We start from the raw sequence: 24,025 nt of genomic DNA, 5'->3' as shown, positions 1-24,025 counted from the left end.
AAGGAGGCCAGGGCCTAGCGGCTGTGCACACTTGATATGGAAATGGTATCAGCCATCTGATGAAGCATTACCGCCAGGGGTCACGTCCCCTACACGCTTTTCCACCTGCTTGAGGCGCCGCGCGATGTCGTCGAGCTGGCGGATACGCGCCGCGCTCTTTCGCCACTCGGCAGCCGGTTGCATGGCTGTGCCGGAAGAATAGGCACCCGGCTCGGTAATCGAGTGGGTCACCATGGTCATCCCGGTCAGGAATACGTTGTCACAAATATCGATATGGCCCACCAGGCCCACGCCGCCGGCGAGCATGCAGTGCTTGCCGATTTTGGTGCTGCCGGAAATGCCGACACAAGCCGCCATGGCGGTGTGATCACCGACCTGGACGTTGTGGGCGATCTGGATCTGGTTATCGAGCTTGACGCCATTGCCGATGACCGTATCGGCCAGCGCGCCACGGTCGATGGCCGTATTGACGCCTATCTCCACGTCGTCGCCAACGCTCACGCCACCAATCTGGGCGATCTTTTGCCAGACGCCCTTCTCATTGGCGAAACCGAACCCTTCACCGCCCAGCACCGCGCCGGACTGGATCACCACCCGTTTGCCGATGCGTACATCGTGGTAGAGGGTGACCCGCGGAGCCAGCCAACCGCCCTCGCCGATCTCGCTACGCGCACCGATGAAGCAATGGGCGCCCAGCGTCACGCCGGCGCCAATCCGGGCCGAGCTTTCGATGACGACGAAGGGACCGATACTGGCCGAGGGATCGACGACGGCATCCGACGCGATCACCGCGCTGGGATGAATGCCTGCCGCCGACTTGGGCTTGGGATCGAACAGATGGGAAATTCGCGCGTACGCCAGGTACGGATCGGCCACGATCAGCGCATCGCCGACAAACCCTTCGGCATCGCCAGCCTTGAGCAATAACGCGGCAGCCCGGCTGTCAGCCAGGTATTTGCGGTACTGGGGATTTGCCAGGAAGCTCAACTGAGCTGGGCCAGCCTCTTGCAAAGTGGCTAGCCCAGTGATGACCTTCTCCGGGTCGCCACGCAGGGTGGCGCCGAGGAACTCAGCCAATTGGCCGAGCTTGATAGTCGCTGTCATGGATTACTTCAGCTGGTTCATGCGCTCGATGACCTGGCGCGTGATGTCGTATTGAGGTTTGACATCGATCACTGCGCCCCGCTCGAACACCAGGTCGAAACCACCTTTCTTGATGACTTCTTCCACGGCGCTGTCGAGTTTCGGCTTGAGCTGCTTGAGCATTTCACGGTCGGCCACGGCTTTCGCTTCGTTCAGTTCCTTGGACTGGAACTGGAAGTCACGAGCCTTCTGCTTGAATTCAAGCTCCAGGCGTTCGCGCTCGCCCTGGGCCATCTTGTCGCCACCGGCCACCAGACGGTCCTGAATGCCTTTGGCACTGCTTTCCAGGCCTTTGAGCTTGGTCAGTTGCGGGCCAAATTTCTTCTCGGCGTCTACGGCATATTTCTTCGCCGCGTCGGACTCCAGCAAGGCCATCTGATAGTTCAGCACGGCGATTTTCATGTCGGCAAAAGCCGGGCCTGCGACCAGCACGGTCGCCAGGAGAACCAATTGAGTCAACTTACGCACGATGTACTCCTACAAAATCCGTTGTCGTTATCTTGGGTCAGACGCTTAGAACGTCTGGCCGAGGGAGAATTGGAACACTTGGGTTTCAGCGTCGTCCGGTTTCTTGATCGGCATCGCCAATGCGAAGCTCAACGGGCCCAGCGCGGTGACCCAGGTCACGCCCACACCGACGGAGCTGGCCAGGTTGCTGAGGCTAATGTCGTTGCACTTGGTATTGGAACTCGTACCGTTAGCGTTGGTGGTGTCATCACAACTGGAGTCGAATACGTTACCCACGTCCCAGAATACCGAGGTACGCAGGGAGCGCTGATCCTTGACGAACGGCATCGGGAACAGGATTTCCGCGCCGCCCTGGATGAGCACGTTGCCACCGAACGGCAGCGGATCCTGGTCCGGATCGCGGATGGTCCCCGGGTTGGTGCCACGGCTCGGCGTACTGCGCGGGCCCAAGGTGCTGTCCTTGAAACCACGGACCGAGTTGAAACCACCGGCGTAGTAGTTCTCATAGAACGGCAGGCCATCGGTCGAACCGTAGCCATCGCCATAACCCAGCTCGGTGTGCAGGCGCATGGTGTAGTTGTCGGTCAACGGCTGGAACAACTGGCCACGGTAATCGAGCTTGAAGAACGACAGGTCACTGCCAGGGGTGGTGGTTTCCAGCACCAGGCTCTGGGACCGACCGCGCGTCGCCAGCACGCCCTTGTTCAAGGTCGATTCGGACCAGCCGACAGACGCCTTGAAGTTCAGGTAGTTATCGCCTTCCTTCTCGACGAAATCGAAAATCTCGTCAACGGTGTAGCGACCGGTGTTGATCTTGTCCTGCTGCGCGGTGAGGCCGAAGGTAAGGCGCGAAGTCTCGCTGATTGGGTAACCAACGTTCACACCCGCACCCAGGCTGTCCACGGCGTAGCTGGAGATGTCAGCATCGAGCTCGTCGTAGTCGGTGGTGCGATAGAAGGCGTTGTAGCCCAGGCTCACGCCGTCGGCGGTCCAGTAGGGGTCCACGTAGCCGAAGTTGTAGCGGGTCTGGTACTCGCTTCGGGTCAGGCCGAGGCTGACCTTGTTACCGGTGCCCAGGAAGTTGTTCTGGGTGATCGACCCACCCAGGATCAGGCCCGCGCTCTGGGCGAAACCGACGCTGGCGGTGATCGAGCCGGAAGCTTGTTCTTCAACGCTGTAGTTCACATCCACCTGGTCATCGACGCCCGGTACGGCCGGGGTCTCGACGTTGACTTCCTTGAAGAAGCCCAGGCGTTCCAGACGGGTCTTGGACTGGTCGATCAGGTAGGTCGACGCCCAACCGCCTTCCATCTGGCGCATTTCACGACGCAGCACTTCATCTTCGGATTTGGTGTTGCCACGGAAGTTGATGCGGTTGACGTAGGCACGCTTGCCCGGATCCACGGCGAAGGTGATGTCGACGGTATGGTCTTCATCGTGCGGCTGCGGCACGCCGTTGACGTTGGCGAAGGTATAACCCTCGTTACCCAGGCGACGGGTGATCAGCTCGGACGTGGTGGTCATCAGCTTGCGCGAGAACACCTGGCCCTTCTGCACGAGCAAGAGTGATTTCACCTGGTCTTCAGGGACTTTCAGGTCACCACTGAGCTTGACGTCACGAACGGTGTACTTCTCGCCTTCGTTGACGTTGACGGTGATGTAGACGTGCTTCTTGTCCGGCGTAATGGACACCTGGGTCGAAGCGATATCCATGTTGATGTAGCCACGGTCCAGGTAGTAGGAACGCAGGCGCTCCAGGTCACCGGAAAGTTTTTCACGGGCGTACTTGTCGTCGTTCTTGAAGAACGACAGCCAGTTGGTGGTCTTGAGCTCGAACAGGTCGATCAGGTCTTCATCCGGAAAAACCGTGTTGCCCACCACGTTGATGTGCTGGATGGCCGCCACGGTGCCTTCGTTGATGTTGACCTTCAGGCCGACGCGGTTGCGTGGCTGCGGCACCACTTCGGTGTCGACGGTGGCCGAATAGCGACCCTGGGCGACGTACTGGCGCTGCAGCTCGTTACGCACACCTTCGAGAGTGGCGCGCTGGAAGATCTCGCCTTCGGCCAGGCCGGATTGCTTGAGGCCTTTCATCAGGTCCTCAGTGGAAATCGCCTTGTTGCCCTCGATCTCGATACTGGCGACCGAAGGGCGCTCGACGACCGTGATGACCAGGACATTGCCGTCGCGGCCCAGCTGGATATCTTGAAAGAAGCCGGTCTTGAACAACGCACGAGTGGATTCCACCAGGCGCCGATCATCCGCCTGCTCGCCGACGTTCAGCGGCAAGGCACCAAAGACGCTACCTGCGGAAACCCGCTGGAGGCCGTTGACGCGAATATCAGAGATAGTGAAGGACTCGGCGTGAACTTCGGCGATCATCAATACGGTGAGAACCGCAGTTAGCAGCAGACGTTTCATGAAGTCCTTTCTTATTCCAACTGGCAATAAACAAACTGCCGCAAAATGCGGCAGATTCGCAATTCAGCGAAGCGTTACAGACGACCCAGATCGTTGACCAAGGCAAGCAACATCACCCCGACCACCAAGCTGATACCGATCTGTATCCCCCAACCTTGCACCCTATCCGACAAGGGACGACCACGCGCCCACTCGATCAGATAAAACAGCAGATGCCCCCCATCCAGTACCGGGATGGGCAGCAAATTCAGAACCCCCAGGCTAATGCTCAGATAAGCAAGGAAATTCAGGAAATCAGCGACGCCCGACTGGGCAGAAGCGCCCGCCACTTTAGCAATGGTTATCGGTCCACTCAAGTTTTTTACCGAGAGCTCGCCGAACAACATTTTCTTCAGCGAGTCGAGGGTCAGGACACTCATGGTCCAAGTACGCCGCGCGCCCTCGCCAATTGCCGCGACAGGGCCGAAGCTGACCTCTCGAACCATCTCCGGTGGCCAGTCGACCGCCTTGACCCCGGCCCCCAGGTAACCCGTCGGCGCTTTGGCTTCGCCACGGGCGGCCAACGTCACGGGAACATCAATCGTGGCGCCGTCGCGCTCCACGCTCAGCAATATTTTGGCATCAGGACGGACACGAACCGAGTCGACCACCTGCTGCCAGTCGCTGACCGCCCGCCCATCGAACGCGAGCAAACGGTCACCGGTCTTCAGGCCCGCGGCATGTGCCGGGCCTTTCGGGTCGAGTTCGGCGAGGACAGGCGCCAGCGCGGGACGCCATGGACGGATCCCGAGGGAGCGGATCGGATCAGGCTCGTCGGCACCCTTGAGCCAATTATCGAGTACCAGCTCCCGGGGCGAGTCCGCGGTGGATCCCTCCTCGCGAACGATCATCTGCAGGGAACCGCTCTCACCCAGGCGACGCACCAATTGCAGATTGACGGCGGCCCAGCCTGATGTTGGCTCGCCATCGATGGCCACGATTTCCTGGCCCGCGCCCAACCCGGCGCGCGCCGCAACGCTCCCCGCCTCGACCGCGCCAATGACAGGGCGCACCTGCTCGCTGCCCAGCATGGCCAGCGCCCAGAAAAACACCAGGGCCAGCAGGAAGTTGGCGATCGGCCCCGCCGCCACGATGGCGATGCGCTGACGAACGGTCTTGCGATTGAAGGATTGGTCGAGCTGGTCGAGAGGAACTTCACCCTCGCGCTCGTCGAGCATCTTCACGTAGCCGCCCAGGGGGATGGCCGCGACAACGAATTCAGTGCCCTGCTTGTCGTGCCAGCGTAGCAGGGGCATGCCGAAGCCGACGGAAAAACGCAGGACCTTGACGCCACAGCGACGCGCGACCCAGAAATGGCCGAATTCGTGAAAAGTGACCAGCACACCCAGCGCAACCAGGGTGCCGACGATCATATAGAGCGCGCTCATCTGTTTTCTCCACAATCCTGCCCAGGACAACCCTGGCTAACGTACCGCACAGCCTCAACGCCCGTGGCGGCTCAACCACTGGCCCGCCAACTGGCGAGCCCTGGCATCCACGGTAAATACCGCGTCGAGGTCATCGAGGGAGACCACGGCCTCGAGGTTCAAGACTTCCTCGATGATACTCGCGATCTCGAGGTAACGGACACGCCCATCGAGAAACGCTGCAACCGCCACTTCGTTAGCGGCATTAAGCATGGCCGGCGCGCTGTCGCCCACCTCGGCCGCCTGCCGCGCCAGGCGCAGGCAGGGAAAGCGCTGTTCATCGGGCGCCTGGAAATCCAGGCGCGCGATCGCGAACAGGTCCAGCGGCGCCACTCCCGAATCAATCCGCTCCGGCCAGGCCAACGCGTTGGCGATCGGCGTGCGCATGTCCGGGTTGCCCAACTGGGCCAGCACCGAACCATCGACGTAGTCGACGAGGGAGTGGATCACGCTCTGCGGGTGGATCACCACTTCTACCTGCGACGGCTTGGCGTCGAACAGCCAGCAGGCCTCGATCAACTCCAACCCTTTGTTCATCATGCTGGCTGAATCCACGGAAATCTTGCGCCCCATGGACCAGTTCGGATGAGCGCAGGCCTGCTCGGGTGAAACATGCACCAATTCTTCCAGCGGTGTCTGCCGGAACGGACCACCGGACGCCGTCAGAAGAATCCTCCGGACGCCCACTGTCCCCAGGCCACGGGAAAAGTCCTGCGGCATGCATTGGAAAATCGCGTTGTGTTCGCTGTCGATCGGCAACAGTACCGAGCCGCTTTTGCGCACCGCTTGCATGAACAGCGCGCCAGACATCACCAGCGCCTCTTTATTGGCCAGCAGAATTTTCTTGCCAGCCTCCACCGCCGCCAAGGTCGGGCGCAGCCCCGCCGCACCCACGATCGCCGCCATCACGGCGTCGACTTCCGGATCGGAGGCCACCTGGCAAAGACCCTCTTCCCCCACGAGCACCCGGGTTTGCAGCCCCGCGGCCCGCAGGTCGTCTTGCAGCGCGCTCGCCACGCCAGCCTCGGGCACCACGGCAAACCGTGGCGCGTGGCGAATGCACAGCGCCAGCAACTCGCTCAAGCGCGTGAAACCACTGAGGGCGAACACCTGGTAGCGCTCAGGGTGCCGGCCAATGACGTCCAGCGTGCTGAGGCCGATCGAACCCGTAGCGCCCAGCACAGTGATCTGCTGTGCACGACTCACGACGCGGCCATCCAGAGCAGAACGGCGAAGACAGGAATCGCGGCAGTCAGGCTGTCGATACGATCCAGTACGCCGCCGTGGCCCGGCAGCAGGTTACTGCTGTCCTTGATCCCGGACTGGCGCTTGAACATGCTTTCGGTCAAGTCGCCGACCACCGAGACAAACACGATGAGGGCTGCGCCGAACAACCCCATCAACAGTTGCGCGACGGTCCAGTCTCGCACGAAGCCGACCACCGCCGTGATGACCAGGCTCAAGGCAAGGCCGCCATAGACGCCTTCCCAGCTCTTGCCAGGACTGACCTTAGGCGCCAGCTTGCGCTTGCCGAAGGCACGACCAGAAAAATAGGCTCCGACATCGGCGCCCCACACCAGCACCATCACGGCCATGATCTGCCAGTTGCCCAGAGGCCCCTGCTTGATCCAGATCAGCCCTTGCCAGGCCGGCAACAGGATCAGCAGCCCTATCACCAGCTTGGTCGCGGCATTGGACCAATGGTGCGTGGTACGCGGATAGGTCAAGACCAGGAACGTCGCGGTTGCCCACCAGAGCACCGCCGCTCCCAGTACCCAGGGCGCGATACCAGGCACCACATACATGATGAACAACATGGCCGCTACCGCCGCCGCGTAGGTCACGCGCGCCGATTGAGAGGCAAAACCCGCCAGCCGCGCCCATTCCCAAGCGCCCAACGTCACGACCAGGCCGATGAACAGGGCGAAGCCCGCACCTTCCAACAGGAAAAAACCACCCAAGGCGATGGGCAACAGGATCAAGGCTGTGATGATTCTTTGTTTTAGCATTAAACCCGGGCTCCAGCTTCGATCTGCTCGCTCGTTTTACCGAAACGACGCTGACGGGAAGCGAAATCGGCCAACGCGGTGCGCATGGCTTCGTGTTTGAAGTCCGGCCAGAACAGGTCGGAGAAGTACAGCTCGGCGTAAGCCAGCTGCCACAGCAGGAAATTGCTGATGCGGTGTTCGCCACCGGTGCGGATGCACAAGTCCGGCAGCGGCAGGTCGCCGGTCGCCAGGCACGTTTGCAACAGGTCGGCAGTGATGTCCTCTGGCCGCAAATGACCGGCCTGAACCTCCCGCGCCAGCCGCTGGGCGGCCTGGGCAATATCCCATTGGCCGCCATAATTGGCGGCGATTTGCAGGACAAACCGATCGGCGCCAGCCGTGGCTGACTCAGCCTCGCGCATTGCCGCCTGCAGCTCAGGATGAAAACGTGAACGATCGCCGATGATCCGCAAGCTGATCTTGTTTTCGTCCAGGCGCTTGGCTTCACGTCGCAAGGCCTTGAGGAACAGGTCCATCAAGGCACTGACCTCATCGGCCGGACGCTGCCAGTTCTCGCTGGAGAAGGCGAACAGGGTGAGCACCTCGACCCCAGCCTCGGCACACACCTCGATGACTGCACGGACCGCATCAACCCCGGCTTTATGCCCGGCGACGCCGGGCATAAAGCGTTTCTTGGCCCAGCGGTTATTGCCGTCCATGATGATCGCCACGTGGCGCGGCACCGCGGACGGCACGGCCTGCTTGGTCTTATCCATTAAAACGAGACCCTTATACGGCCATCAGGTCTTTTTCTTTCTCGTCCGTGGCCTTGGTGATCTGGGCCTCGGATTCTTTGGTCAGCTTATCGATATCAGCGATGGCACGACGCTCTTCGTCTTCACTGATTTCCTTATCCTTGACCAGCTTCTTCAGCTCACCCAACGCGTCACGACGGATGTTGCGCACGGCAACACGCGCGTCTTCCGCAGCGCTACGGGCCTGTTTGGTAAAGCCTTTGCGCGTTTCCTCGGTGAGGGCCGGCATCGGGATCAGCAGCAGCTCACCCAGGTTAGTTGGGTTGAGGTTCAGACCGGCGCTCTGGATCGCCTTGTCTACAGCAGCGAGCATGTTGCGCTCGAAAGCCACGACCTGCAGGGTGCGCGAATCTTTCACGGTGACGTTGGCAACGCTGCTCAGCGGTGTGTCAGTGCCGTAGTAAGGCACCATGACGCTGCCGAGGATGCTCGGGTGAGCCTTGCCGGTACGAATCTGACCGAATGCGTGGCTCAGGGAGTCCAAGGATTTCTTCATGCGCTCTTCAGCGTCTTTCTTGATTTCGTTGATCATTGCTTGCCTTCCTCGATCAGTGTTCCTTCGGCGCCGCCATGGACGATGTTCAGCAGGGCACCGGGTTTGTTCATGTTGAAAACGCGCAGCGGCATCTTGTGGTCGCGGCACAGGCAGATAGCCGTCAGATCCATTACACCCAGCTTGCGATCCAGCACTTCATCGTAGGTCAGATGATCGAACTTCTCGGCATGCGGGTCTTTGAACGGGTCAGCGGTGTACACGCCATCTACCTTGGTTGCCTTGAGCACGACATCGGCATCGATTTCGATCGCTCGCAGGCACGCGGCCGAATCCGTGGTGAAGAACGGATTACCGGTACCGGCGGCAAAGATCACCACTTCCTTGGAGTTGAGGTGGCGCATGGCCTTGCGGCGATCGTAGTGATCGGTCACGCCAACCATGGAAATGGCCGACATCACGATGGCCGAGATATTGGCACGCTCCAGCGCGTCGCGCATAGCCAGAGCGTTCATCACAGTGGCCAGCATGCCCATGTGGTCGCCCGTGACCCGATCCATGCCCGCCGCGCTCAGCGCAGCACCACGGAACAGGTTGCCGCCACCGATGACCAGGCCGACCTGTACGCCGATCCCGACCAACTGGCCAACTTCCAGGGCCATGCGGTCCAGCACTTTCGGATCGATCCCGAACTCTTCCGAGCCCATCAGGGCCTCGCCGCTAAGCTTGAGTAGAATGCGTTTATAGCGAGCCTGATAACCACTGCCCTGCTGAGCCATTGCGAATCTCTCCTGCGGCGTATTTTCTCAAAAAATTCTTAACGGGCTGTTTGCAGCCTCGTTCACTCTAGCTTGACGCTGACACAGCGCCATCGGAACACGGCTTTGTAAGCCAGTTCCGACAGGAAACCAATATAAATCGGCATCCTCATCCAAAAAGAGGCTGCGCGCGTGAGCGGGCAGCCTCTTCTGGGCGACAGTCGTTGAACCGTCTTATTGCTTGCTGGCAGCAGCTACCTGGGCAGCAACTTCTTCAGCGAAGTTGTCGACCGGCTTCTCGATGCCTTCGCCTACTTTGAAGTAGGTGAACGAAACGATTTCAGCGCCGGCTTTCTTCGCCAGGTCGCCGACCTTGATTTCCGGGTTCTTGACGAACGCCTGCTCAACCAGGCTGGCTTCGGCCAGGAATTTGGAAATACGGCCGCTGACCATTTTTTCAGCGATTTCAGCAGGCTTGCCTTTCAGCTTCTCTTCGTTCAGCTGCAGGAAAACACCCTTCTCGCGCTCGATCGCTTCAGCCGAAACGTCCGAAGGCAGCAGGAACTCAGGGTTGGTTGCAGCCACGTGCATGGCGATGTCTTTCGCCAGCTCGGTATCGCCGCCCTTCAGGACAACTGCAACACCAATCTTGTTGCCGTGCAGGTAGGTACCAACCACATCACCTTCAACGCGAACCAGGCGACGGATGTTGACGTTTTCGCCGGTCTTGCCAACCAGGACCAGGCGGGCTTCTTCCTGAGCTTCGATCAGCGGAGCTGCGTCGGTCAGTTTGTCAGCGAAAGCTTTTTCGACGCTGGCAGCGACGAATGCCTTGAAGTCATCCTGCAGAGCCAGGAAGTCGGTCTGGGAGTTGACTTCCAGCAGAACGGCGGCTTTACCGTCGTCCTTGATGGCGATGGCGCCTTCAGCGGCAACGTTGCCAGCTTTCTTGGCAGCCTTGATGGCGCCCGAAGCGCGCATGTCATCAATGGCTTTCTCGATGTCGCCGCCAGCCTTGGTCAAGGCTTTCTTGCAATCCATCATGCCTTCGCCGGTACGCTCGCGCAGTTCTTTGACCAACGCTGCAGTAATCTCTGCCATTTCAAAATCCTCTTGGATAGGTTTTCAACCATTCCACCCGACCGAACGGGCGATCAATTCTTCCTGGAAAAACCACTGTTTATAGATCGCTGCAGGTTACAAACAGGTAGCTGCGCTTGCGACAAGTGGTTTTCGAGGTGGCAAAAAGGGGGCCAAGCCCCCTTTTTGCTTACTGAGTCAACGCCAGGGCGTCAATTACTCAGCGGCTGCCGCCGGAGCTTCTTCAGCGAAGACTTCGGTGCCGCCATTAACGTTGTTGCGACCACGGATAACAGCGTCAGCCATCGAACCCATGTACAGCTGGATGGCGCGGATGGCGTCATCGTTGCCTGGGATGATGTAGTCAACGCCTTCCGGGCTGCTGTTGGTATCGACAACGCCGATGACCGGGATACCCAGCTTGTTGGCTTCGGTGATCGCGATGCGCTCGTGGTCAACGTCGATCACGAACAGTGCGTCAGGCAGACCGCCCATGTCCTTGATACCGCCCAGGGAGCGGTCCAGCTTCTCAAGATCGCGAGTGCGCATCAGCGCTTCTTTCTTGGTCAGCTTGGCGAAAGTACCGTCTTCGGACTGGACTTCAAGGTCACGCAGACGCTTGATGGAAGCGCGGATGGTCTTGAAGTTGGTCAGCATGCCGCCCAACCAGCGGTGATCGACGTACGGCGAACCGCAACGTGCTGCTTCTTCAGCAACGATCTTGCCGGCGGAACGCTTGGTGCCGACGAACAGAATCTTGTTTTTGCCCTGGGCCAGGCGCTCTACGAAGGTCAGTGCTTCGTTGAACATCGGCAGGGTTTTTTCAAGGTTGATGATGTGGATCTTGTTGCGCGCGCCGAAAATGTACTTGCCCATTTTCGGGTTCCAGTAACGGGTCTGGTGGCCGAAGTGCACACCGGCCTTCAGCATATCGCGCATGTTGACTTGGGACATGATAGTTCCTTGATAAGTCGGGTTTGGCCTCCACGTATCCCAATGACCAACCAGCGGCGGTGAAAGCCGAAGGCACCCAGGTCATCGTGTCGACACGTGTGTGGATTTAAGCTTACGGGGTCATCCCCGGAAAGCGGCGCATTTTATACCACAGCAAGGGCGAAAACGGAACACGGATTCTGAAATCCCGGTGAAGCCCCCTTCCCACAGCCCTTTCATGGGCCATGGATGCACACCCCTATAGAGAGAAGCGATGCATGTGGACGGGGATTTGCGCTGATCGTCTGTTAGAATCGCCTCTTTCAGGGCCGCATGGATCATCATCCACCGCCCATTTCGTTTTGAACAGCGCCGTCGGGCGCAGAGAGAGCCTGTATGACCGTTACCCTCAAGACTCCCGAGGACATCGCTAAAATGCGTGTCGCCGGCAAACTCGCCGCCGAAGTGCTGGAGATGATCGCCGACTACGTCAAGCCGGGCGTTACCACTGAAGAGCTGGACCGCATCTGCCACGACTATATCGTCAACGAGCAGAAAGCCATCCCTGCCCCGCTCAACTATAAAGGCTTTCCGAAGTCGATCTGTACCTCGATCAACCATGTGGTCTGCCATGGCATCCCCAATGAGAAACCATTGAAGGACGGCGATACCCTGAACATCGACGTCACTGTCATCAAGGATGGCTACCATGGCGATACCAGCCGGATGTTCCATGTCGGCAACGTACCGGAGTGGGCCGAACGCCTGTCCAAGGTCACCCAGGAATGCATGTACATGGCCATCGAACTGGTGAAACCGGGCTGCCGCCTGGGCGACATCGGCGAAGTGATCCAGAAGCACGCGCAGAAGAACGGTTTCTCGGTGGTGCGCGAGTTCTGCGGCCACGGCATCGGCAAGGTGTTCCATGAAGAACCGCAGATCCTGCATTACGGCCGCGCCGGCACCGGCATGGAACTGCAGGCGGGCATGACCTTCACCATCGAGCCGATGATCAACCAGGGCCGCGCCGACACCAAGGTACTGGGCGACGGCTGGACCGCCATCACCAAGGACCGCAAGTTGTCGGCGCAATGGGAGCACACGCTGCTCGTCACCGAGACCGGCTACGAAATCTTTACCCTGCGCAGCGATGACACCATCGCGCGCGTTTCCGCCTGACCCGTACCCAGCCTATAGATATAGATAGAAAGGAAAGTCATTCGATGCCGCAGGTGGACCCCGAACTCTTCGACCGCGGCCAGTTCCAGGCTGAACTGGCCCTGAAGGCAAGCCCCATTTCGGCGTTCAAGAAGGCGATCCGCCAGGCCCACGAAGTGCTCGACCAGCGCTTTCGCAGTGGCCGCGATATCCGCCGGTTGATCGAAGACCGCGCCTGGTTCGTCGACAACATCCTGCAAAAGGCCTGGGACCAGTTCAACTGGAGCGAGGATACCGATATCGCCCTGGTGGCGGTGGGCGGCTACGGGCGTGGCGAACTGCACCCCTATTCCGACATTGATCTGCTGATCCTTTTGGAAAGCGCGGACCACGAGATTTTCCGCGATTCCATCGAGCGCTTCCTGACGCTGCTGTGGGACATTGGCCTGGAAGTCGGCCAAAGCGTGCGCTCTGTGCAGGAATGCGCCGACGAGGCCCGCGCCGACCTGACGGTGATCACCAACCTGATGGAAAGCCGCACCATCGCCGGCCCCGAGCGCCTGCGCCAGCGCATGCTGGATGTGACCAGCACCGCGCACATGTGGCCCAGCAAAGACTTTTTCCTGGCCAAGCATGCCGAGCAGAAGGCCCGGCACCACAAGTACAACGACACCGAATACAACCTGGAGCCCAACGTCAAGGGCTCGCCCGGCGGGCTGCGTGACATCCAGACGATCCTGTGGGTCGCCCGCCGTCAGTACGGCACGCTGAACCTGCGAGCCCTGGCCGGCGAAGGTTTCCTGGTGGAAAGCGAGAACGCCTTGCTGGCATCGTCCCAGGAATTCTTATGGAAGGTCCGCTACGCCCTGCACATGCTCGCCGGACGCTCCGAGGACCGCTTGCTGTTCGATCATCAGCGCTCCATTGCCGGCCTGCTGGGTTTCGAAGGACAGGATGCCAAGCAGTCCATCGAAAACTTCATGCAGCAGTACTACCGTGTCGTGATGAGCATCGCCCAGCTCAGCGAACTGATCATCCAGCACTTCGAAGAGGTCATCCTCGCCCCCGAGGACGAGGAGCCGCCGCAGCCGATCAACTCGCGTTTCCAACTGCACGACGGCTACATCGAAGCGCGCAATGCCAATGTGTTCCGCCGCACCCCGTTCGCCATGCTCGAGATTTTCGTGCTCATGGCCCAGCAACCGGAAATCAAGGGCGTGCGCGCCGATACCATTCGCCTGCTGCGGGAAAACCGGCACCTGATCGACGATGATTTCCGCCACGATATCCGCAACACCAGCCTGTTCATCGAACTGTTCAAGTGCAAGATCGGCGTGCACCGCAACCTGCGACGCATGAACCGCTACGGGATCCTGGGGCGCTACCTGCCGGAGTTCGGCTACATCGTCGGGCAGATGCAACACGACCTGTTCCACATCTACACGGTCGACGCCCACACCCTGAACCTGATCAAGCATCTGCGTAAGCTGCAGTACACCCAGGTGTCGGAGAAATTTCCGCTGGCCAGCAAGCTCATGGCCAAGCTGCCCAAGCCCGAGCTGATCTACATGGCGGGGCTGTATCACGACATCGGCAAGGGCCGCCAGGGCGACCATTCCGAGATTGGCGCGGTGGATGCCGAGGCTTTTTGCCAGCGGCACCAACTGCCAACTTGGGACAGCCGGCTGATCGTCTGGCTGGTGCAGAACCACCTGGTGATGTCCACCACCGCCCAGCGCAAGGACCTGTCCGACCCGCAGGTGATCCATGACTTCGCCCAGGCCGTTGGCGACGAAACCCGCCTGGATTACCTCTACGTGCTGACCGTTGCCGACATCAACGCCACCAACCCGACCCTGTGGAACTCTTGGCGCGCCAGCCTGTTGCGCCAGCTCTACACCGAGACCAAGCGCGCCTTGCGCCGTGGCCTGGAAAACCCCGTGGACCGCGAAGAGCAGATCCGCCGCACCCAAAGCGCGGCCTTGGATATCCTGGTGCGCGGGGGCACCGATCCGGACGACGTCGAGCAGCTCTGGTCGCAATTGGGTGATGATTATTTCCTGCGCCATACCGCCGGCGACGTGGCCTGGCACAGCGACGCGATCCTGCAGCAACCGGCCGATGGCGGGCCGCTGGTGTTGATCAAGGAAACCACCCAGCGCGAGTTCGAGGGCGGCACGCAGATCTTCATCTATGCGCCGGACCAGCACGACTTCTTCGCGGTGACGGTGGCGGCGATGGACCAGCTCAATCTCAACATCCATGACGCTCGGGTCATTACGTCCACCAGCCAGTTCACCCTCGACACCTATATCGTGCTCGACACTGACGGCGACTCTATTGGCGACAACCCGGCGCGGGTCAAGCAGATTCGCGACGGACTCACCGACGCTCTACGCAACCCGGCGGACTATCCGACCATCATCCAGCGACGCGTGCCCCGCCAGCTCAAGCATTTTGCCTTTGCACCACAAGTGACGATCCACAACGACGCCCAGCGTCAGGTCACCGTGTTGGAGCTCAGCGCACCGGATCGCCCGGGCCTGCTGGCGCGAGTCGGCCATATTTTCCTGGAATTCGACCTGTCGCTGCAGAACGCCAAGATCGCCACGCTCGGCGAGCGGGTGGAAGACGTTTTCTTCATCACCGACGCCCACAACCAGCCGTTGTCCGATCCGCAGCTTTGCAGCCGCTTGCAGGAAGCGATCGTCCAGCACTTGAGCGTCAACCAGGAACCTGATGCCCACCTGACACGGATCAGCATCTGAACGAAAAATTTCCCCGTGTGGGAGCGAGCCGGCTCGCGAAATCGACGGGTCAGTCAATGGTTTTGTCGACTGACACACCGTATTCGCGAGCAGGCTCGCTCCCACAGGGGCAGTGCCCACATTGAACGAGGCCCCCGATGAACAACGCTTTGAACCAGCTCCAGCCGTACCCGTTCGAAAAACTCCGCGCCCTGCTCGGCAGCGTCACGCCGAACCCAGACAAGCGCCCGATCGCGTTGTCCATCGGCGAGCCCAAGCATCGCTCGCCAAGCTTCGTGGCCGAGGCGCTGGCCAGCAATCTGGAAAAAATGGCGGTGTACCCGACCACACTCGGCATCCCGGAACTGCGTGAAGCCATCACCGGCTGGTGCGAGCGCCGCTTCAACGTGCCGAACGGCTGGCTCGATCCGGCGCGCCATGTGCTGCCGGTCAATGGCACCCGCGAAGCCCTGTTCGCCTTCACCCAGACCGTGGTCAACCGTGGCGACGACGCCCTGGTGGTGAGCCCGAACCCGTTCTACCAGATCTACGAAGGCGCGGCGTTCCTGGCCGGGGCCAAGCCGCATTACCTGCCGTGCCTGGACACGAACGGCTTCAATCCAGATTTCGATGCCGTCTCGCCAGACGTCTGGAAACGTTGCCAGATCCTGTTCCTGTGCTCCCCCGGCAACCCGACTGGCGCGCTGATCCCGGTGGATGTGCTGAAGAAACTCATCGCCCTGGCGGATGAATATGACTTCGTCATCGCCTCGGACGAGTGCTACAGCGAACTCTACTTCGACGAACAAACCCCACCGCCAGGCCTGCTGACCGCCTGCGCCGAACTGGGCCGCAAGGACTTCAAGCGCTGCGTGGTGTTCCACAGCCTCTCCAAGCGCTCCAACCTGCCCGGTCTGCGCTCCGGTTTCGTGGCCGGCGACGCCGATATCCTCAAGGGCTTTTTGCTGTACCGCACCTATCATGGCTGCGCGATGCCGGTTCAGACCCAACTGGCGAGCATCGCCGCGTGGAACGACGAAGAGCACGTGCGAGCCAACCGCGCCCTGTACCGGGAAAAATTCGACGCCGTGCTGGAAATCCTCAGCCCGGTGCTGGACGTACAACGCCCCGATGGCAGCTTCTACCTGTGGCCGAACGTAGCGGGCGATGATGCCGCCTTCTGCCGCGACTTGTTCGAACAGGAACACGTAACCGTCGTGCCAGGCTCGTACCTGTCCCGCGACGTGGACGGCGTCAACCCAGGCGCCGGCCGCGTGCGCATGGCCCTGGTTGCGCCATTGGCCGAATGCGTGGAAGCGGCGGAGCGGATCCGAGCGTTTATCCAGCGCCGGGGTTGATGGCTGTATCGCACTGAAGCGGACCGCTGTTGTGGCGAGGGAGCTTGCTCCCGCCGGGCTGCGTAGCAGCCCCAAAGCAGTCAACTCAATCTGCCTGACATACCGCGCTGCCCGGTTTCAGGGCCGCTTCGCGCTGGAGCGCCAGCCGGGCCCAGCGGGAGCAAGCTCCCTCGCCACAGGGGTTTGATGTAGACCTCATATTTGTTGACACCACATACCCTGTGGGAGCGAGCCTGCTCGCGAAGAGGCCAGCACTTATTACATCAAATCCGAAGCTCTACCCGATCCAGGCACTTGTTCGCCAACAACATCCCCAACTCAATCATCTGCGCCACCCCCAACGCTACATGCCGTCGCGAGCCGTCCAGGTCAAACGTCAGGTTGCTGAGTACTGCATAGGCCGAGGCCAGGAGATGCCCGCAATCGCAGGATTCTGTAGACATTCACAGTAGCAACCGGACTTGTGAAATGCACCTATTTCGGTACACTCCCATTCATGGTTGATATTGCCCCCATACTGAACGTACGTTTCTTCCGCACCGACGCCGGGAATGAGCCTGTTCGCGAATGGCTGACTGACCTGCCTCGCGAGCATAGACGGATGATCGGAACTGACATCAAAACCGTTCAGATTGGTTGGCCTATAGGTATGCCGGTGGTTCGCAAGCTGGACACTGGGCTATGGGAGGTCAGGATTGACCTTGGGGATACCATCGCCCGCGTTCTCTTCACTGTGGTGGGCTCTGACATGGTTCTGCTCCACGCTTTCATAAAGAAAAGTCAAAAAACGCCAACCACCGACATGGCAACCGCCAAGCAACGCAAAGCAAGACTATGAGGCACAGCAAATGAACAAACACATCGGATCTGATTTTGACGACTTCCTCGCCGAGCAAGGTATCGCCGAAGAAGTTTCCGCAGCTGCGCTCAAACGCGTTATTGCCTGGCAGATTGCCGAAGCAATGAAGCTTCAGAAAGTGACCAAAAAGGCCTTGGCACAGCGGATGCACACCAGTCGCACTGCTGTTGATCGTGCGCTGGATCAGAACGATGCGGGGATGACGCTGGCAACACTTGCCAGCGCAGCGCGTGCGTTGGGTCAGAGGGTGGAAGTACGGCTGGTGCCTGAGCAGGAAGAAACCCACGCATAACAGCTGTTGTGGCGAGGGAGCTTGCTCCCGCTGGGCTGCGTAGCAGCCCCAAAGCAGCCAACTCAATCTGCCTGACATACCGCGCTGCCCGGTTTCAGGGCCGCTTCGCGCTGGAGCGCCAGCCCGGCCCAGCGGGAGCAAGCTCCCTCGCCACAGGGGTTTGATGTAGACCTCATATTTGTTGACACCACATACCCTGTGGGAGCGAGCCTGCTCGCGAAGAGGCCGGCACTTATTACATCAAGTCCGAAGCTCTACCCGATCCAGGCACCTGTTCGCCAACAACATCCCCAACTCAATCATCTGCGCCACCCCCAACGCTACATGCCGTCGCGAGCCGTCCTGATCGAAGGCAAGGTCGTTGAGCATTGCATTGGCCGAAGCCAGGGTTTCGCAGAGGTTGGCCAGCAACACTTCGGTGTCGATACCTTCAGCCACAGTGAACAACTGCACTGAGGGCTTGGGTTCTGGCTCGCTGTCGTCATCAGGTTTGAGGCATTGATCCAGCACACGGTTAGCGGCTTCCTGCAGCTTTTCGGGGGCGTAATCGCCGTAGGGGAAAGTGGATGCGGGTTTTGGTGCGTTCTGAGTTTCTTTCTTGACCATCGAAATTGCTCCCTAGAGCTGGAGTATGTAAAGCCCTGCATTTCGGTAGTGCAGAACTCCGTGCTCCTAGAGATGTTCGGATTCTCACGTCCGACCGCTGAATTGGCAGCGACACCCAGAGGCTAGAGCCCTCGCTTCCGACGGACAACCTTAAAAACGTGTCGGAAACTTCGGCGCGTCTGACAGACCACGATCTATCTGCTCAGACAAGAAAAGACATAAAACGTACCGCGAACGCCAAGCCTTTGATTTCGCTGATGTTGTAAACCGACAGACCTCATTTAACCCTGTTACGAGGGTTCAAACTGGCTTGAATTCGCTATCGCCGGTAGCCATAATCGACCCCGTCACCAGCGAGAGCTGGCAGGAGTCTGGGTCCCTCTCGGGGGGTTGACCCAGCGGCGCAGAAAGGGCGAAGCAAGCTCAACTGCGTGTCGATTGAAGCCGCCTTCGGGCGGCTTTGCTTTTTCATGAGGATAAGGAATGCCTCTTTTTTACCATCCCAAGCAAGGTGATGTTCTTCTTTGTGACTTCACGCGGGGCTTTGTTGCGCCTGAAATGTTGAAGATCCGCAAGGTGGTGGTGATCTCCCCCACTGCCACCCATAGTCGCAAGCTCTGTACCGTGGTGCCGATTTCCTCCACAACGCCACAGACTCAGCAGGACTGGCATCACCTGCTCCGCACCAATCCCCTCCAGTCCGATGGCTACAAAGAACTGTGGGTAAAGTGCGACATGATCTATACCGTGAGTTTTGAACGCCTGGATAAGCTACACAGAAAAACTCGATCCAAGGGTCGAGAGTACTTTGTTCCTCGCCTGGGCTCTGAAGACATGCAAGGCGTGATCACCGGCGTGAAGGCTTACCTTCCGCTCTGACCCAGCCTCTATTGATCGACTCCAGATTCCACCTCGCTCCGAACGCAATAAGCGTTACACATCCGGCAACAGCTCGCCGTTGAAGTGCCATATTAACCACCTAGCATGGGCTTGGCCGTTGTAGCAATGTCGCAACGACTCCATGTGGGAGCGAGCTTGCTCGCGATAGCGGTGTATCAGTCGACATCAATGTTAGGTGTAAGACCGCCATCGCGAGCAAGCTCGCTCCCACAGGTTTTGGTGTACATCAACCTGGGCCGCCGCGAAACCGTCCGGTCATGGCATAATCCTTCACCTTTTATTTCCGGCACCTGCAAAGGGGGCAGTTCCTTGACCGATTCAAGCAAAACGTTGCACCTTTTCGGCATCAAAGCCTGTGACACGATGAAAAAGGCGCGCACCTGGCTCGATGATCACGCTGTGCACTACGATTTTCATGACTACAAGACCGCCGGCATCGACCGTGAGCACCTGACTCAATGGTGCGACGAGCATGGCTGGCAAGTGGTGTTGAACCGCGCCGGTACGACCTTTCGCAAACTCGACGACGAACGCAAAGCCGATCTCGACCAGACGAAAGCCATCGAACTGATGCTCGCCCAACCCTCGATGATCAAGCGCCCGGTGCTAGACCTCGGTGACCGTACCCTGATTGGCTTCAAGCCAGATATCTACGCGGCAGAAATAAAGTAAGCCTGCCCAGTCCATTTTGTAGAGGTAATTTCATGTCCACTACCCTGTTCAGCCTGGCCTTCGGCGTCGGCACCCAAAATCGTGAAGGCGCCTGGCTGGAAGTATTCTACGCACAGCCATTGCTCAACCCGTCGGCCGAAATCGTGGCAGCCGTCGCGCCGATCCTTGGCTACAGCGAAGGCAACCAGGCCATCACATTCACCACCGCCCAGGCCTCGCAACTGGCCGAGGCACTTCGCAGCGTCGACGCCGCGCAAGCCAAGCTGCTGACTCGCCTGGCTGAAAGCCACAAGCCGCTGGTCGCCACCCTGTTGGCCGAGGATGCTCAACTGAGCTCCACCCCTGAGGCTTACCTGAAGCTGCACCTGTTGTCCCATCGTCTGGTCAAGCCTCACGGCCTGAACCTGGCCGGTATCTTCCCGCTGCTGCCAAACGTGGCATGGACCAGCCAGGGCGCGATCGACCTGGCCGAACTGGCCGAGCACCAGCTCGAAGCCCGCCTGCGCGGCGAGTTGCTGGAAGTGTTCTCGGTGGATAAATTCCCGAAAATGACCGACTACGTGGTCCCGGCCGGCGTGCGTATCGCCGATGCCGCGCGCCTGCGCCTGGGCGCCTATGTGGGTGAAGGCACCACGGTCATGCACGAAGGTTTCGTCAATTTCAACGCCGGCACCGAAGGCCCGGGCATGATCGAAGGCCGTGTTTCGGCGGGCGTGTTCGTCGGCAAGGGCTCGGACCTGGGTGGCGGCTGCTCGACCATGGGTACTCTCTCGGGCGGCGGCAACATTGTGATCAAGGTCGGCGAAGGCTGCCTGATCGGCGCCAACGCCGGCATCGGTATCCCGCTGGGCGACCGCAACACCGTGGAGTCGGGCCTGTACGTGACCGCCGGCACCAAAGTCGCACTGCTGGATGAGAACAACCAGCTGGTCAAAGTGGTCAAGGCCCGCGATCTGGCCGGCCAGCCGGACCTGTTGTTCCGCCGTAACTCCGAGACCGGCGCGGTGGAATGCAAGACCCACAAGTCGGCCATCGAGCTCAACGAAGCATTGCACGCGCACAACTAAGCTCCACACCATCACCTGTGGGAGCAGATTTGCTCCCACAGGGTCCGGCGTAACTCCAGCAGGGCCCGCAAGCATGTTGATTCAATCCCCCTGGCGTGCCGATTTCCCGGCCATCGCCGCCCTGCAACGGCAAGGCCAGACCTACCTGGACAACGCCGCCACCACGCAAAAACCCCAAGCTTTGCTCGACGCTCTGGCGCATTACTACGCCAACGGCGCGGCCAACGTGCACCGGGCGCAACATCTGCCCGGAGCCCTGGCCACCCAGGCATTCGAAGACAGTCGCCTCAAGGTCTCACAATGGCTCAACGCGGGTGACTGCGGGCAAATCGTATTCACCCACGGCGCTACTTCGGCGTTGAACCTGCTCGCCTACGGGCTGGAACACCTGTTCAACCCAGGCGATGAAATTGTCGTCAGCGCCCTGGAACATCACGCCAACCTGTTGCCCTGGCAGCAACTGGCCGAGCGCCGCGCGTTGAAACTGGTGGTACTGCCACTGGACGCCGACGGCGTTATCGACAGCGCTGCGGCCGCCGAGCTTATCGGCCCTCGCACGCGCCTGTTGGCGGTGAGCCAATTGTCGAACGTGCTTGGCACTTGGCAGCCGTTGCCGGCATTGCTGGCGATGGCCAAGGCGCAGGGTGCGCTGACGGTCATCGATGGCGCCCAAGGCGTCGTCCATGGTCGTCATGATGTGGAGACCTTGGGCTGCGACTTCTATGTGTTTTCCAGTCACAAGCTGTACGGCCCGGAAGGCTTGGGCGTGCTGTTTGGCCGCACCGCAGCGCTTGGCCAACTGCGTCACTGGCAGTTTGGCGGCGAAATGGTGCAGCAGGCCGATTACCACAGCGCCACCTTCCGCCCGGCGCCACTGGGTTTCGAAGCCGGGACGCCGCCTATCGCCAGTGTGATCGGCCTGGGAGCGACCCTCGATTACCTGTCCGGCCTCGACGGGCAGGCGGTCATCGATCATGAAACTGCCCTGCATGACTATCTGCTTCACGGCCTGCAGGCGCGCAACGGCGTGCGCCTGGTGGGCGAGCCGCAACTGGCCCTCGTCAGTTTTGTGGTCGACGGTATCCACAATGCCGACCTGGCGCACCTGCTGACCGAGCAAGGCATCGCCGTGCGCGCCGGGCATCACTGCGCAATGCCGCTGTTCAGGCATATGAAGCTGTCCGGGGCGATTCGGGTGTCGCTGGCGCTGTACAACGACTCCGCCGATCTCGAACGTTTTTTCGAGGCCCTGGACCAGGCCTTGGAGATGCTGCGATGAACCTGCCTGCCGATGCGGTCGCCGCGCTGCAAGTTTTTCTGGACGCCTCCGGTTGGGAACAGCGGGCCCGCCTGCTGATGCAGTGGGGCGATCGCCTGGCGCCATTGAGCGATGCAGACAAGTGCGACGCCAACCTTGTCCACGGCTGTGAGAGCCAGGTGTGGTTGGTGGGGCAGTTGCGCGACGGCCACTGGCAGTTCTCCGCCAACAGCGATGCGAGATTGATCCGTGGCTTGGTGGCGTTGTTGCTCGCGCGGGTCAATGGCTTATCCGCTGACGAGTTACAGCAGGTGGATTTGCCGGATTGGTTCAATCAGTTGGGGTTATCGCGGCAGCTATCGCCGTCGCGCAGCAATGGATTGAATGCGGTGTTGAAGCGCATGCGCGAACTGACGCAATAACCTATAGCGAGGGAGCTTGCTCCCGCTTGAGCGCGAAGCGCTCACATTAATGGGTCTGCTGCGCAGCCCAGCGGGAGCAAGCTCCCTCGCCACAGGTCATCACTCCCTTAGTCAACTGCGCTGCATCACTCCCCGGGCTTGACCCTGTCCGCCGGCCGGCGCACGCCCGCGACAATCTTATCCACAGCCTTGGTCGCCGCGACCATGCCGAACGTCGCCGTGACCATCATCACCGCGCCGAACCCGCCGGCGCAGTCGAGCTTGACGCCGTCTCCGACAAAACTCTTCTGCAAGCAAATGCTGCCATCCGGTTTCGGGTAGCGCAGCTGTTCGGTGGAGAACACGCACGGCACGCTGTAGTGGCGGGTCACGGTGCGGGAGAAGCCGTAGTCGCGGCGCAAGGTCGAGCGCACCTTGGAGGCCAGCGGGTCATTGAAGGTGCGGTTCAAGTCACAGACCTGGATCAGCGTCGGGTCGATCTGCCCGCCCGCGCCGCCGGTGGTGATGATCTGGATCTTGCGGCGCTTGCACCAGGCGATGAGCGCGGCCTTGGCGTTGACGCTGTCGATGCAGTCGATCACGCAGTCGATGTTCGGCGTGATGTACTCGGCCATGGTGTCGCGGGTAACGAAGTCCGCGACTGCATGCACGGTGCAATCGGGGTTGATGCCACGCAGCCGCTCGGCCATCACCTCGACCTTGGGCTTGCCGACGGTGCTATCCAGGGCGTGTAGCTGGCGGTTTGCGTTGCTGACGCAGACGTCGTCCAAGTCGAACAGCGAAATCTCGCCTACGCCACAACGGGCAATGGCTTCCGCCGCCCAGGATCCGACGCCGCCAACGCCGACAATTGCCACATGGGCCGCCCGCAGGCGCTCCAGGCCTTCGATGCCATACAAACGGGCGATGCCGGCAAACCGTGGATCTTCTGTACTCATGACCGTTACCCCAAAAACCGGCGCGCATTATAGGGCTTTGCCGTGGCAATTCGAGCTGTTCGCGAATTGAATCCCACCAATTTCCCCTTGTGGGAGCGAGCTTGCTCGCGATGGCGTCAATCCAGTCAATAGAGTATCGACTGATCCACCGCCATCGCGAGCAGGCTCGCTCCCACAGGATTT

Annotated in this window: 23 protein-coding genes and 1 pseudogene; 10 read left to right on the top strand and 14 right to left on the bottom strand. The window is 60.2% G+C overall.

Annotated features, from left to right (window positions below; all coding sequences use genetic code 11):
* Positions 1-48 precede the first annotated feature (48 nt).
* The 11 genes from lpxD to rpsB all read right to left on the bottom strand — a co-directional run bounded on the left by lpxD (position 49) and on the right by rpsB (position 11,586).
* Positions 49-1,104, bottom strand: coding sequence for a UDP-3-O-(3-hydroxymyristoyl)glucosamine N-acyltransferase (lpxD, locus tag ACLK1G_RS04035; protein WP_420764242.1), 1,056 nt, complete (start codon positions 1,102-1,104; stop codon positions 49-51).
* A gap of 3 nt (positions 1,105-1,107) precedes the next feature.
* Positions 1,108-1,611 (bottom strand): OmpH/Skp family outer membrane protein, encoded by a 504-nt coding sequence (locus tag ACLK1G_RS04030; RefSeq protein ID WP_003184901.1) that lies wholly within the window; start codon positions 1,609-1,611, stop codon positions 1,108-1,110.
* Between the two features lie 45 nt (positions 1,612-1,656).
* A complete protein-coding gene (gene bamA / locus ACLK1G_RS04025) occupies positions 1,657-4,032 on the bottom strand; it encodes an outer membrane protein assembly factor BamA (protein WP_420764241.1) in 2,376 nt (791 codons plus the stop codon).
* Between the two features lie 74 nt (positions 4,033-4,106).
* A complete protein-coding gene (gene rseP, locus ACLK1G_RS04020; protein WP_420764240.1) occupies positions 4,107-5,459 on the bottom strand; it encodes an RIP metalloprotease RseP in 1,353 nt (450 codons plus the stop codon).
* Positions 5,460-5,513: 54 nt separating this feature from the next.
* The gene (ispC, locus tag ACLK1G_RS04015) at positions 5,514-6,704 is read right to left on the bottom strand and encodes a 1-deoxy-D-xylulose-5-phosphate reductoisomerase (protein WP_420764239.1); all 1,191 of its coding nucleotides are present in this window, start codon (positions 6,702-6,704) and stop codon (positions 5,514-5,516) included.
* Complete coding sequence (locus ACLK1G_RS04010) at positions 6,701-7,507, bottom strand: phosphatidate cytidylyltransferase (protein ID WP_420764238.1); 807 nt, start codon at positions 7,505-7,507, stop codon at positions 6,701-6,703. Before ACLK1G_RS04010 ends, ispC begins: the two co-directional genes overlap by 4 nt.
* Positions 7,507-8,262 (bottom strand): polyprenyl diphosphate synthase, encoded by a 756-nt coding sequence (gene uppS, locus ACLK1G_RS04005; protein ID WP_420764237.1) that lies wholly within the window; start codon positions 8,260-8,262, stop codon positions 7,507-7,509. Before uppS ends, ACLK1G_RS04010 begins: the two co-directional genes overlap by 1 nt.
* Positions 8,263-8,275: 13 nt before the next feature.
* Positions 8,276-8,833, bottom strand: coding sequence for a ribosome recycling factor (frr, locus tag ACLK1G_RS04000; RefSeq protein ID WP_420764236.1), 558 nt, complete (start codon positions 8,831-8,833; stop codon positions 8,276-8,278).
* The gene (gene pyrH, locus ACLK1G_RS03995; RefSeq protein WP_039591983.1) at positions 8,830-9,573 is read right to left on the bottom strand and encodes a UMP kinase; all 744 of its coding nucleotides are present in this window, start codon (positions 9,571-9,573) and stop codon (positions 8,830-8,832) included. The genes frr and pyrH overlap by 4 nt, the downstream gene beginning before the upstream one ends.
* A 213-nt stretch (positions 9,574-9,786) precedes the next feature.
* The gene (gene tsf, locus ACLK1G_RS03990; protein ID WP_072387961.1) at positions 9,787-10,653 is read right to left on the bottom strand and encodes a translation elongation factor Ts; all 867 of its coding nucleotides are present in this window, start codon (positions 10,651-10,653) and stop codon (positions 9,787-9,789) included.
* Between the two features lie 195 nt (positions 10,654-10,848).
* Positions 10,849-11,586 (bottom strand): 30S ribosomal protein S2, encoded by a 738-nt coding sequence (gene rpsB, locus ACLK1G_RS03985; protein WP_003198231.1) that lies wholly within the window; start codon positions 11,584-11,586, stop codon positions 10,849-10,851.
* A gap of 375 nt (positions 11,587-11,961) precedes the next feature.
* On the opposite strand from rpsB, the gene map reads away from it, so the two are divergent.
* The 3 genes from map to dapC all read left to right on the top strand — a co-directional run bounded on the left by map (position 11,962) and on the right by dapC (position 16,828).
* Positions 11,962-12,744 carry a type I methionyl aminopeptidase gene (gene map, locus ACLK1G_RS03980; RefSeq protein ID WP_186705495.1) on the top strand — a complete coding sequence of 261 codons (783 nt, stop codon included), beginning with the start codon at positions 11,962-11,964 and terminating at the stop codon, positions 12,742-12,744.
* 44 nt (positions 12,745-12,788) lie between these two features.
* Positions 12,789-15,491 (top strand): [protein-PII] uridylyltransferase, encoded by a 2,703-nt coding sequence (locus ACLK1G_RS03975; protein ID WP_420764235.1) that lies wholly within the window; start codon positions 12,789-12,791, stop codon positions 15,489-15,491.
* Positions 15,492-15,628: 137 nt separating this feature from the next.
* Positions 15,629-16,828, top strand: coding sequence for a succinyldiaminopimelate transaminase (gene dapC, locus ACLK1G_RS03970; protein ID WP_420764234.1), 1,200 nt, complete (start codon positions 15,629-15,631; stop codon positions 16,826-16,828).
* Positions 16,829-17,091: 263 nt separating this feature from the next.
* On the opposite strand, the pseudogene ACLK1G_RS03965 reads toward dapC, so the two are convergent.
* A pseudogene (locus tag ACLK1G_RS03965) lies at positions 17,092-17,238 on the bottom strand (DUF6124 family protein); the annotation flags it as partial.
* 86 nt (positions 17,239-17,324) lie between these two features.
* Here ACLK1G_RS03965 and ACLK1G_RS03960 point away from each other — a divergent pair.
* Together ACLK1G_RS03960 and ACLK1G_RS03955 are read left to right on the top strand one after the other, a co-directional pair.
* A complete protein-coding gene (locus ACLK1G_RS03960; protein WP_028237030.1) occupies positions 17,325-17,666 on the top strand; it encodes a type II toxin-antitoxin system RelE/ParE family toxin in 342 nt (113 codons plus the stop codon).
* 10 nt (positions 17,667-17,676) lie between these two features.
* Positions 17,677-17,979: a Fis family transcriptional regulator gene (locus ACLK1G_RS03955; protein ID WP_420764233.1), complete on the top strand. Its 303-nt coding sequence runs from the start codon at positions 17,677-17,679 to the stop codon at positions 17,977-17,979.
* A gap of 240 nt (positions 17,980-18,219) precedes the next feature.
* Here the strand turns inward: ACLK1G_RS03955 and ACLK1G_RS03950 are convergent, their stop codons facing one another.
* Positions 18,220-18,585, bottom strand: a complete 366-nt coding sequence (locus ACLK1G_RS03950; RefSeq protein WP_420764232.1) for a DUF6124 family protein — start codon at positions 18,583-18,585, stop codon at positions 18,220-18,222.
* A gap of 483 nt (positions 18,586-19,068) precedes the next feature.
* Between ACLK1G_RS03950 and ACLK1G_RS03945 the strand changes: the two genes are divergently transcribed.
* The 5 genes from ACLK1G_RS03945 to ACLK1G_RS03925 all read left to right on the top strand — a co-directional run bounded on the left by ACLK1G_RS03945 (position 19,069) and on the right by ACLK1G_RS03925 (position 22,904).
* Positions 19,069-19,464 carry a type II toxin-antitoxin system PemK/MazF family toxin gene (locus ACLK1G_RS03945; protein WP_420764231.1) on the top strand — a complete coding sequence of 132 codons (396 nt, stop codon included), beginning with the start codon at positions 19,069-19,071 and terminating at the stop codon, positions 19,462-19,464.
* Between the two features lie 330 nt (positions 19,465-19,794).
* Positions 19,795-20,157: an ArsC family reductase gene (locus tag ACLK1G_RS03940; RefSeq protein WP_186728925.1), complete on the top strand. Its 363-nt coding sequence runs from the start codon at positions 19,795-19,797 to the stop codon at positions 20,155-20,157.
* A gap of 32 nt (positions 20,158-20,189) precedes the next feature.
* On the top strand, positions 20,190-21,224 hold the full coding sequence (dapD, locus tag ACLK1G_RS03935) for a 2,3,4,5-tetrahydropyridine-2,6-dicarboxylate N-succinyltransferase (protein ID WP_420764230.1): 1,035 nt from the start codon (positions 20,190-20,192) through the stop codon (positions 21,222-21,224).
* Positions 21,225-21,297: 73 nt separating this feature from the next.
* On the top strand, positions 21,298-22,503 hold the full coding sequence (locus ACLK1G_RS03930) for an aminotransferase class V-fold PLP-dependent enzyme (RefSeq protein ID WP_420764229.1): 1,206 nt from the start codon (positions 21,298-21,300) through the stop codon (positions 22,501-22,503).
* Positions 22,500-22,904, top strand: a complete 405-nt coding sequence (locus tag ACLK1G_RS03925) for a SufE family protein (RefSeq protein ID WP_420764228.1) — start codon at positions 22,500-22,502, stop codon at positions 22,902-22,904. The genes ACLK1G_RS03930 and ACLK1G_RS03925 overlap by 4 nt, the downstream gene beginning before the upstream one ends.
* Positions 22,905-23,029: 125 nt before the next feature.
* Here ACLK1G_RS03925 and tcdA read toward each other — a convergent pair whose 3' ends face one another.
* Positions 23,030-23,842, bottom strand: coding sequence for a tRNA cyclic N6-threonylcarbamoyladenosine(37) synthase TcdA (gene tcdA / locus ACLK1G_RS03920; RefSeq protein ID WP_053182857.1), 813 nt, complete (start codon positions 23,840-23,842; stop codon positions 23,030-23,032).
* Between the last annotated feature and the right edge of the window lie 183 nt (positions 23,843-24,025).

Origin of the sequence: Pseudomonas algeriensis (genome assembly GCF_048847255.1) — a bacterium.
Lineage (GTDB): Bacteria > Pseudomonadota > Gammaproteobacteria > Pseudomonadales > Pseudomonadaceae > Aquipseudomonas.
Note: the sequence above shows the minus strand (reverse complement) of the source record. Positions and strands in the feature narration are given on the sequence as shown.

What these genes read in the sequence shown, in the direction of transcription:
- lpxD (WP_420764242.1), bottom strand. Translation starts at nt 1,104, where the DNA reads ATGACAGCGACTATCAAGCTCGGCCAATTGGCTGAGTTCCTCGGCGCC.
- bamA (WP_420764241.1), bottom strand. Translation starts at nt 4,032, where the DNA reads ATGAAACGTCTGCTGCTAACTGCGGTTCTCACCGTATTGATGATCGCC.
- rseP (WP_420764240.1), bottom strand. Translation starts at nt 5,459, where the DNA reads ATGAGCGCGCTCTATATGATCGTCGGCACCCTGGTTGCGCTGGGTGTG.
- ACLK1G_RS04010 (WP_420764238.1), bottom strand. Translation starts at nt 7,507, where the DNA reads ATGCTAAAACAAAGAATCATCACAGCCTTGATCCTGTTGCCCATCGCC.
- uppS (WP_420764237.1), bottom strand. Translation starts at nt 8,262, where the DNA reads ATGGATAAGACCAAGCAGGCCGTGCCGTCCGCGGTGCCGCGCCACGTG.
- frr (WP_420764236.1), bottom strand. Translation starts at nt 8,833, where the DNA reads ATGATCAACGAAATCAAGAAAGACGCTGAAGAGCGCATGAAGAAATCC.
- pyrH (WP_039591983.1), bottom strand. Translation starts at nt 9,573, where the DNA reads ATGGCTCAGCAGGGCAGTGGTTATCAGGCTCGCTATAAACGCATTCTA.
- tsf (WP_072387961.1), bottom strand. Translation starts at nt 10,653, where the DNA reads ATGGCAGAGATTACTGCAGCGTTGGTCAAAGAACTGCGCGAGCGTACC.
- rpsB (WP_003198231.1), bottom strand. Translation starts at nt 11,586, where the DNA reads ATGTCCCAAGTCAACATGCGCGATATGCTGAAGGCCGGTGTGCACTTC.
- map (WP_186705495.1), top strand. Translation starts at nt 11,962, where the DNA reads ATGACCGTTACCCTCAAGACTCCCGAGGACATCGCTAAAATGCGTGTC.
- ACLK1G_RS03975 (WP_420764235.1), top strand. Translation starts at nt 12,789, where the DNA reads ATGCCGCAGGTGGACCCCGAACTCTTCGACCGCGGCCAGTTCCAGGCT.
- dapC (WP_420764234.1), top strand. Translation starts at nt 15,629, where the DNA reads ATGAACAACGCTTTGAACCAGCTCCAGCCGTACCCGTTCGAAAAACTC.
- ACLK1G_RS03960 (WP_028237030.1), top strand. Translation starts at nt 17,325, where the DNA reads ATGGTTGATATTGCCCCCATACTGAACGTACGTTTCTTCCGCACCGAC.
- ACLK1G_RS03955 (WP_420764233.1), top strand. Translation starts at nt 17,677, where the DNA reads ATGAACAAACACATCGGATCTGATTTTGACGACTTCCTCGCCGAGCAA.
- ACLK1G_RS03950 (WP_420764232.1), bottom strand. Translation starts at nt 18,585, where the DNA reads ATGGTCAAGAAAGAAACTCAGAACGCACCAAAACCCGCATCCACTTTC.
- ACLK1G_RS03945 (WP_420764231.1), top strand. Translation starts at nt 19,069, where the DNA reads ATGCCTCTTTTTTACCATCCCAAGCAAGGTGATGTTCTTCTTTGTGAC.
- dapD (WP_420764230.1), top strand. Translation starts at nt 20,190, where the DNA reads ATGTCCACTACCCTGTTCAGCCTGGCCTTCGGCGTCGGCACCCAAAAT.
- ACLK1G_RS03930 (WP_420764229.1), top strand. Translation starts at nt 21,298, where the DNA reads ATGTTGATTCAATCCCCCTGGCGTGCCGATTTCCCGGCCATCGCCGCC.
- ACLK1G_RS03925 (WP_420764228.1), top strand. Translation starts at nt 22,500, where the DNA reads ATGAACCTGCCTGCCGATGCGGTCGCCGCGCTGCAAGTTTTTCTGGAC.
- tcdA (WP_053182857.1), bottom strand. Translation starts at nt 23,842, where the DNA reads ATGAGTACAGAAGATCCACGGTTTGCCGGCATCGCCCGTTTGTATGGC.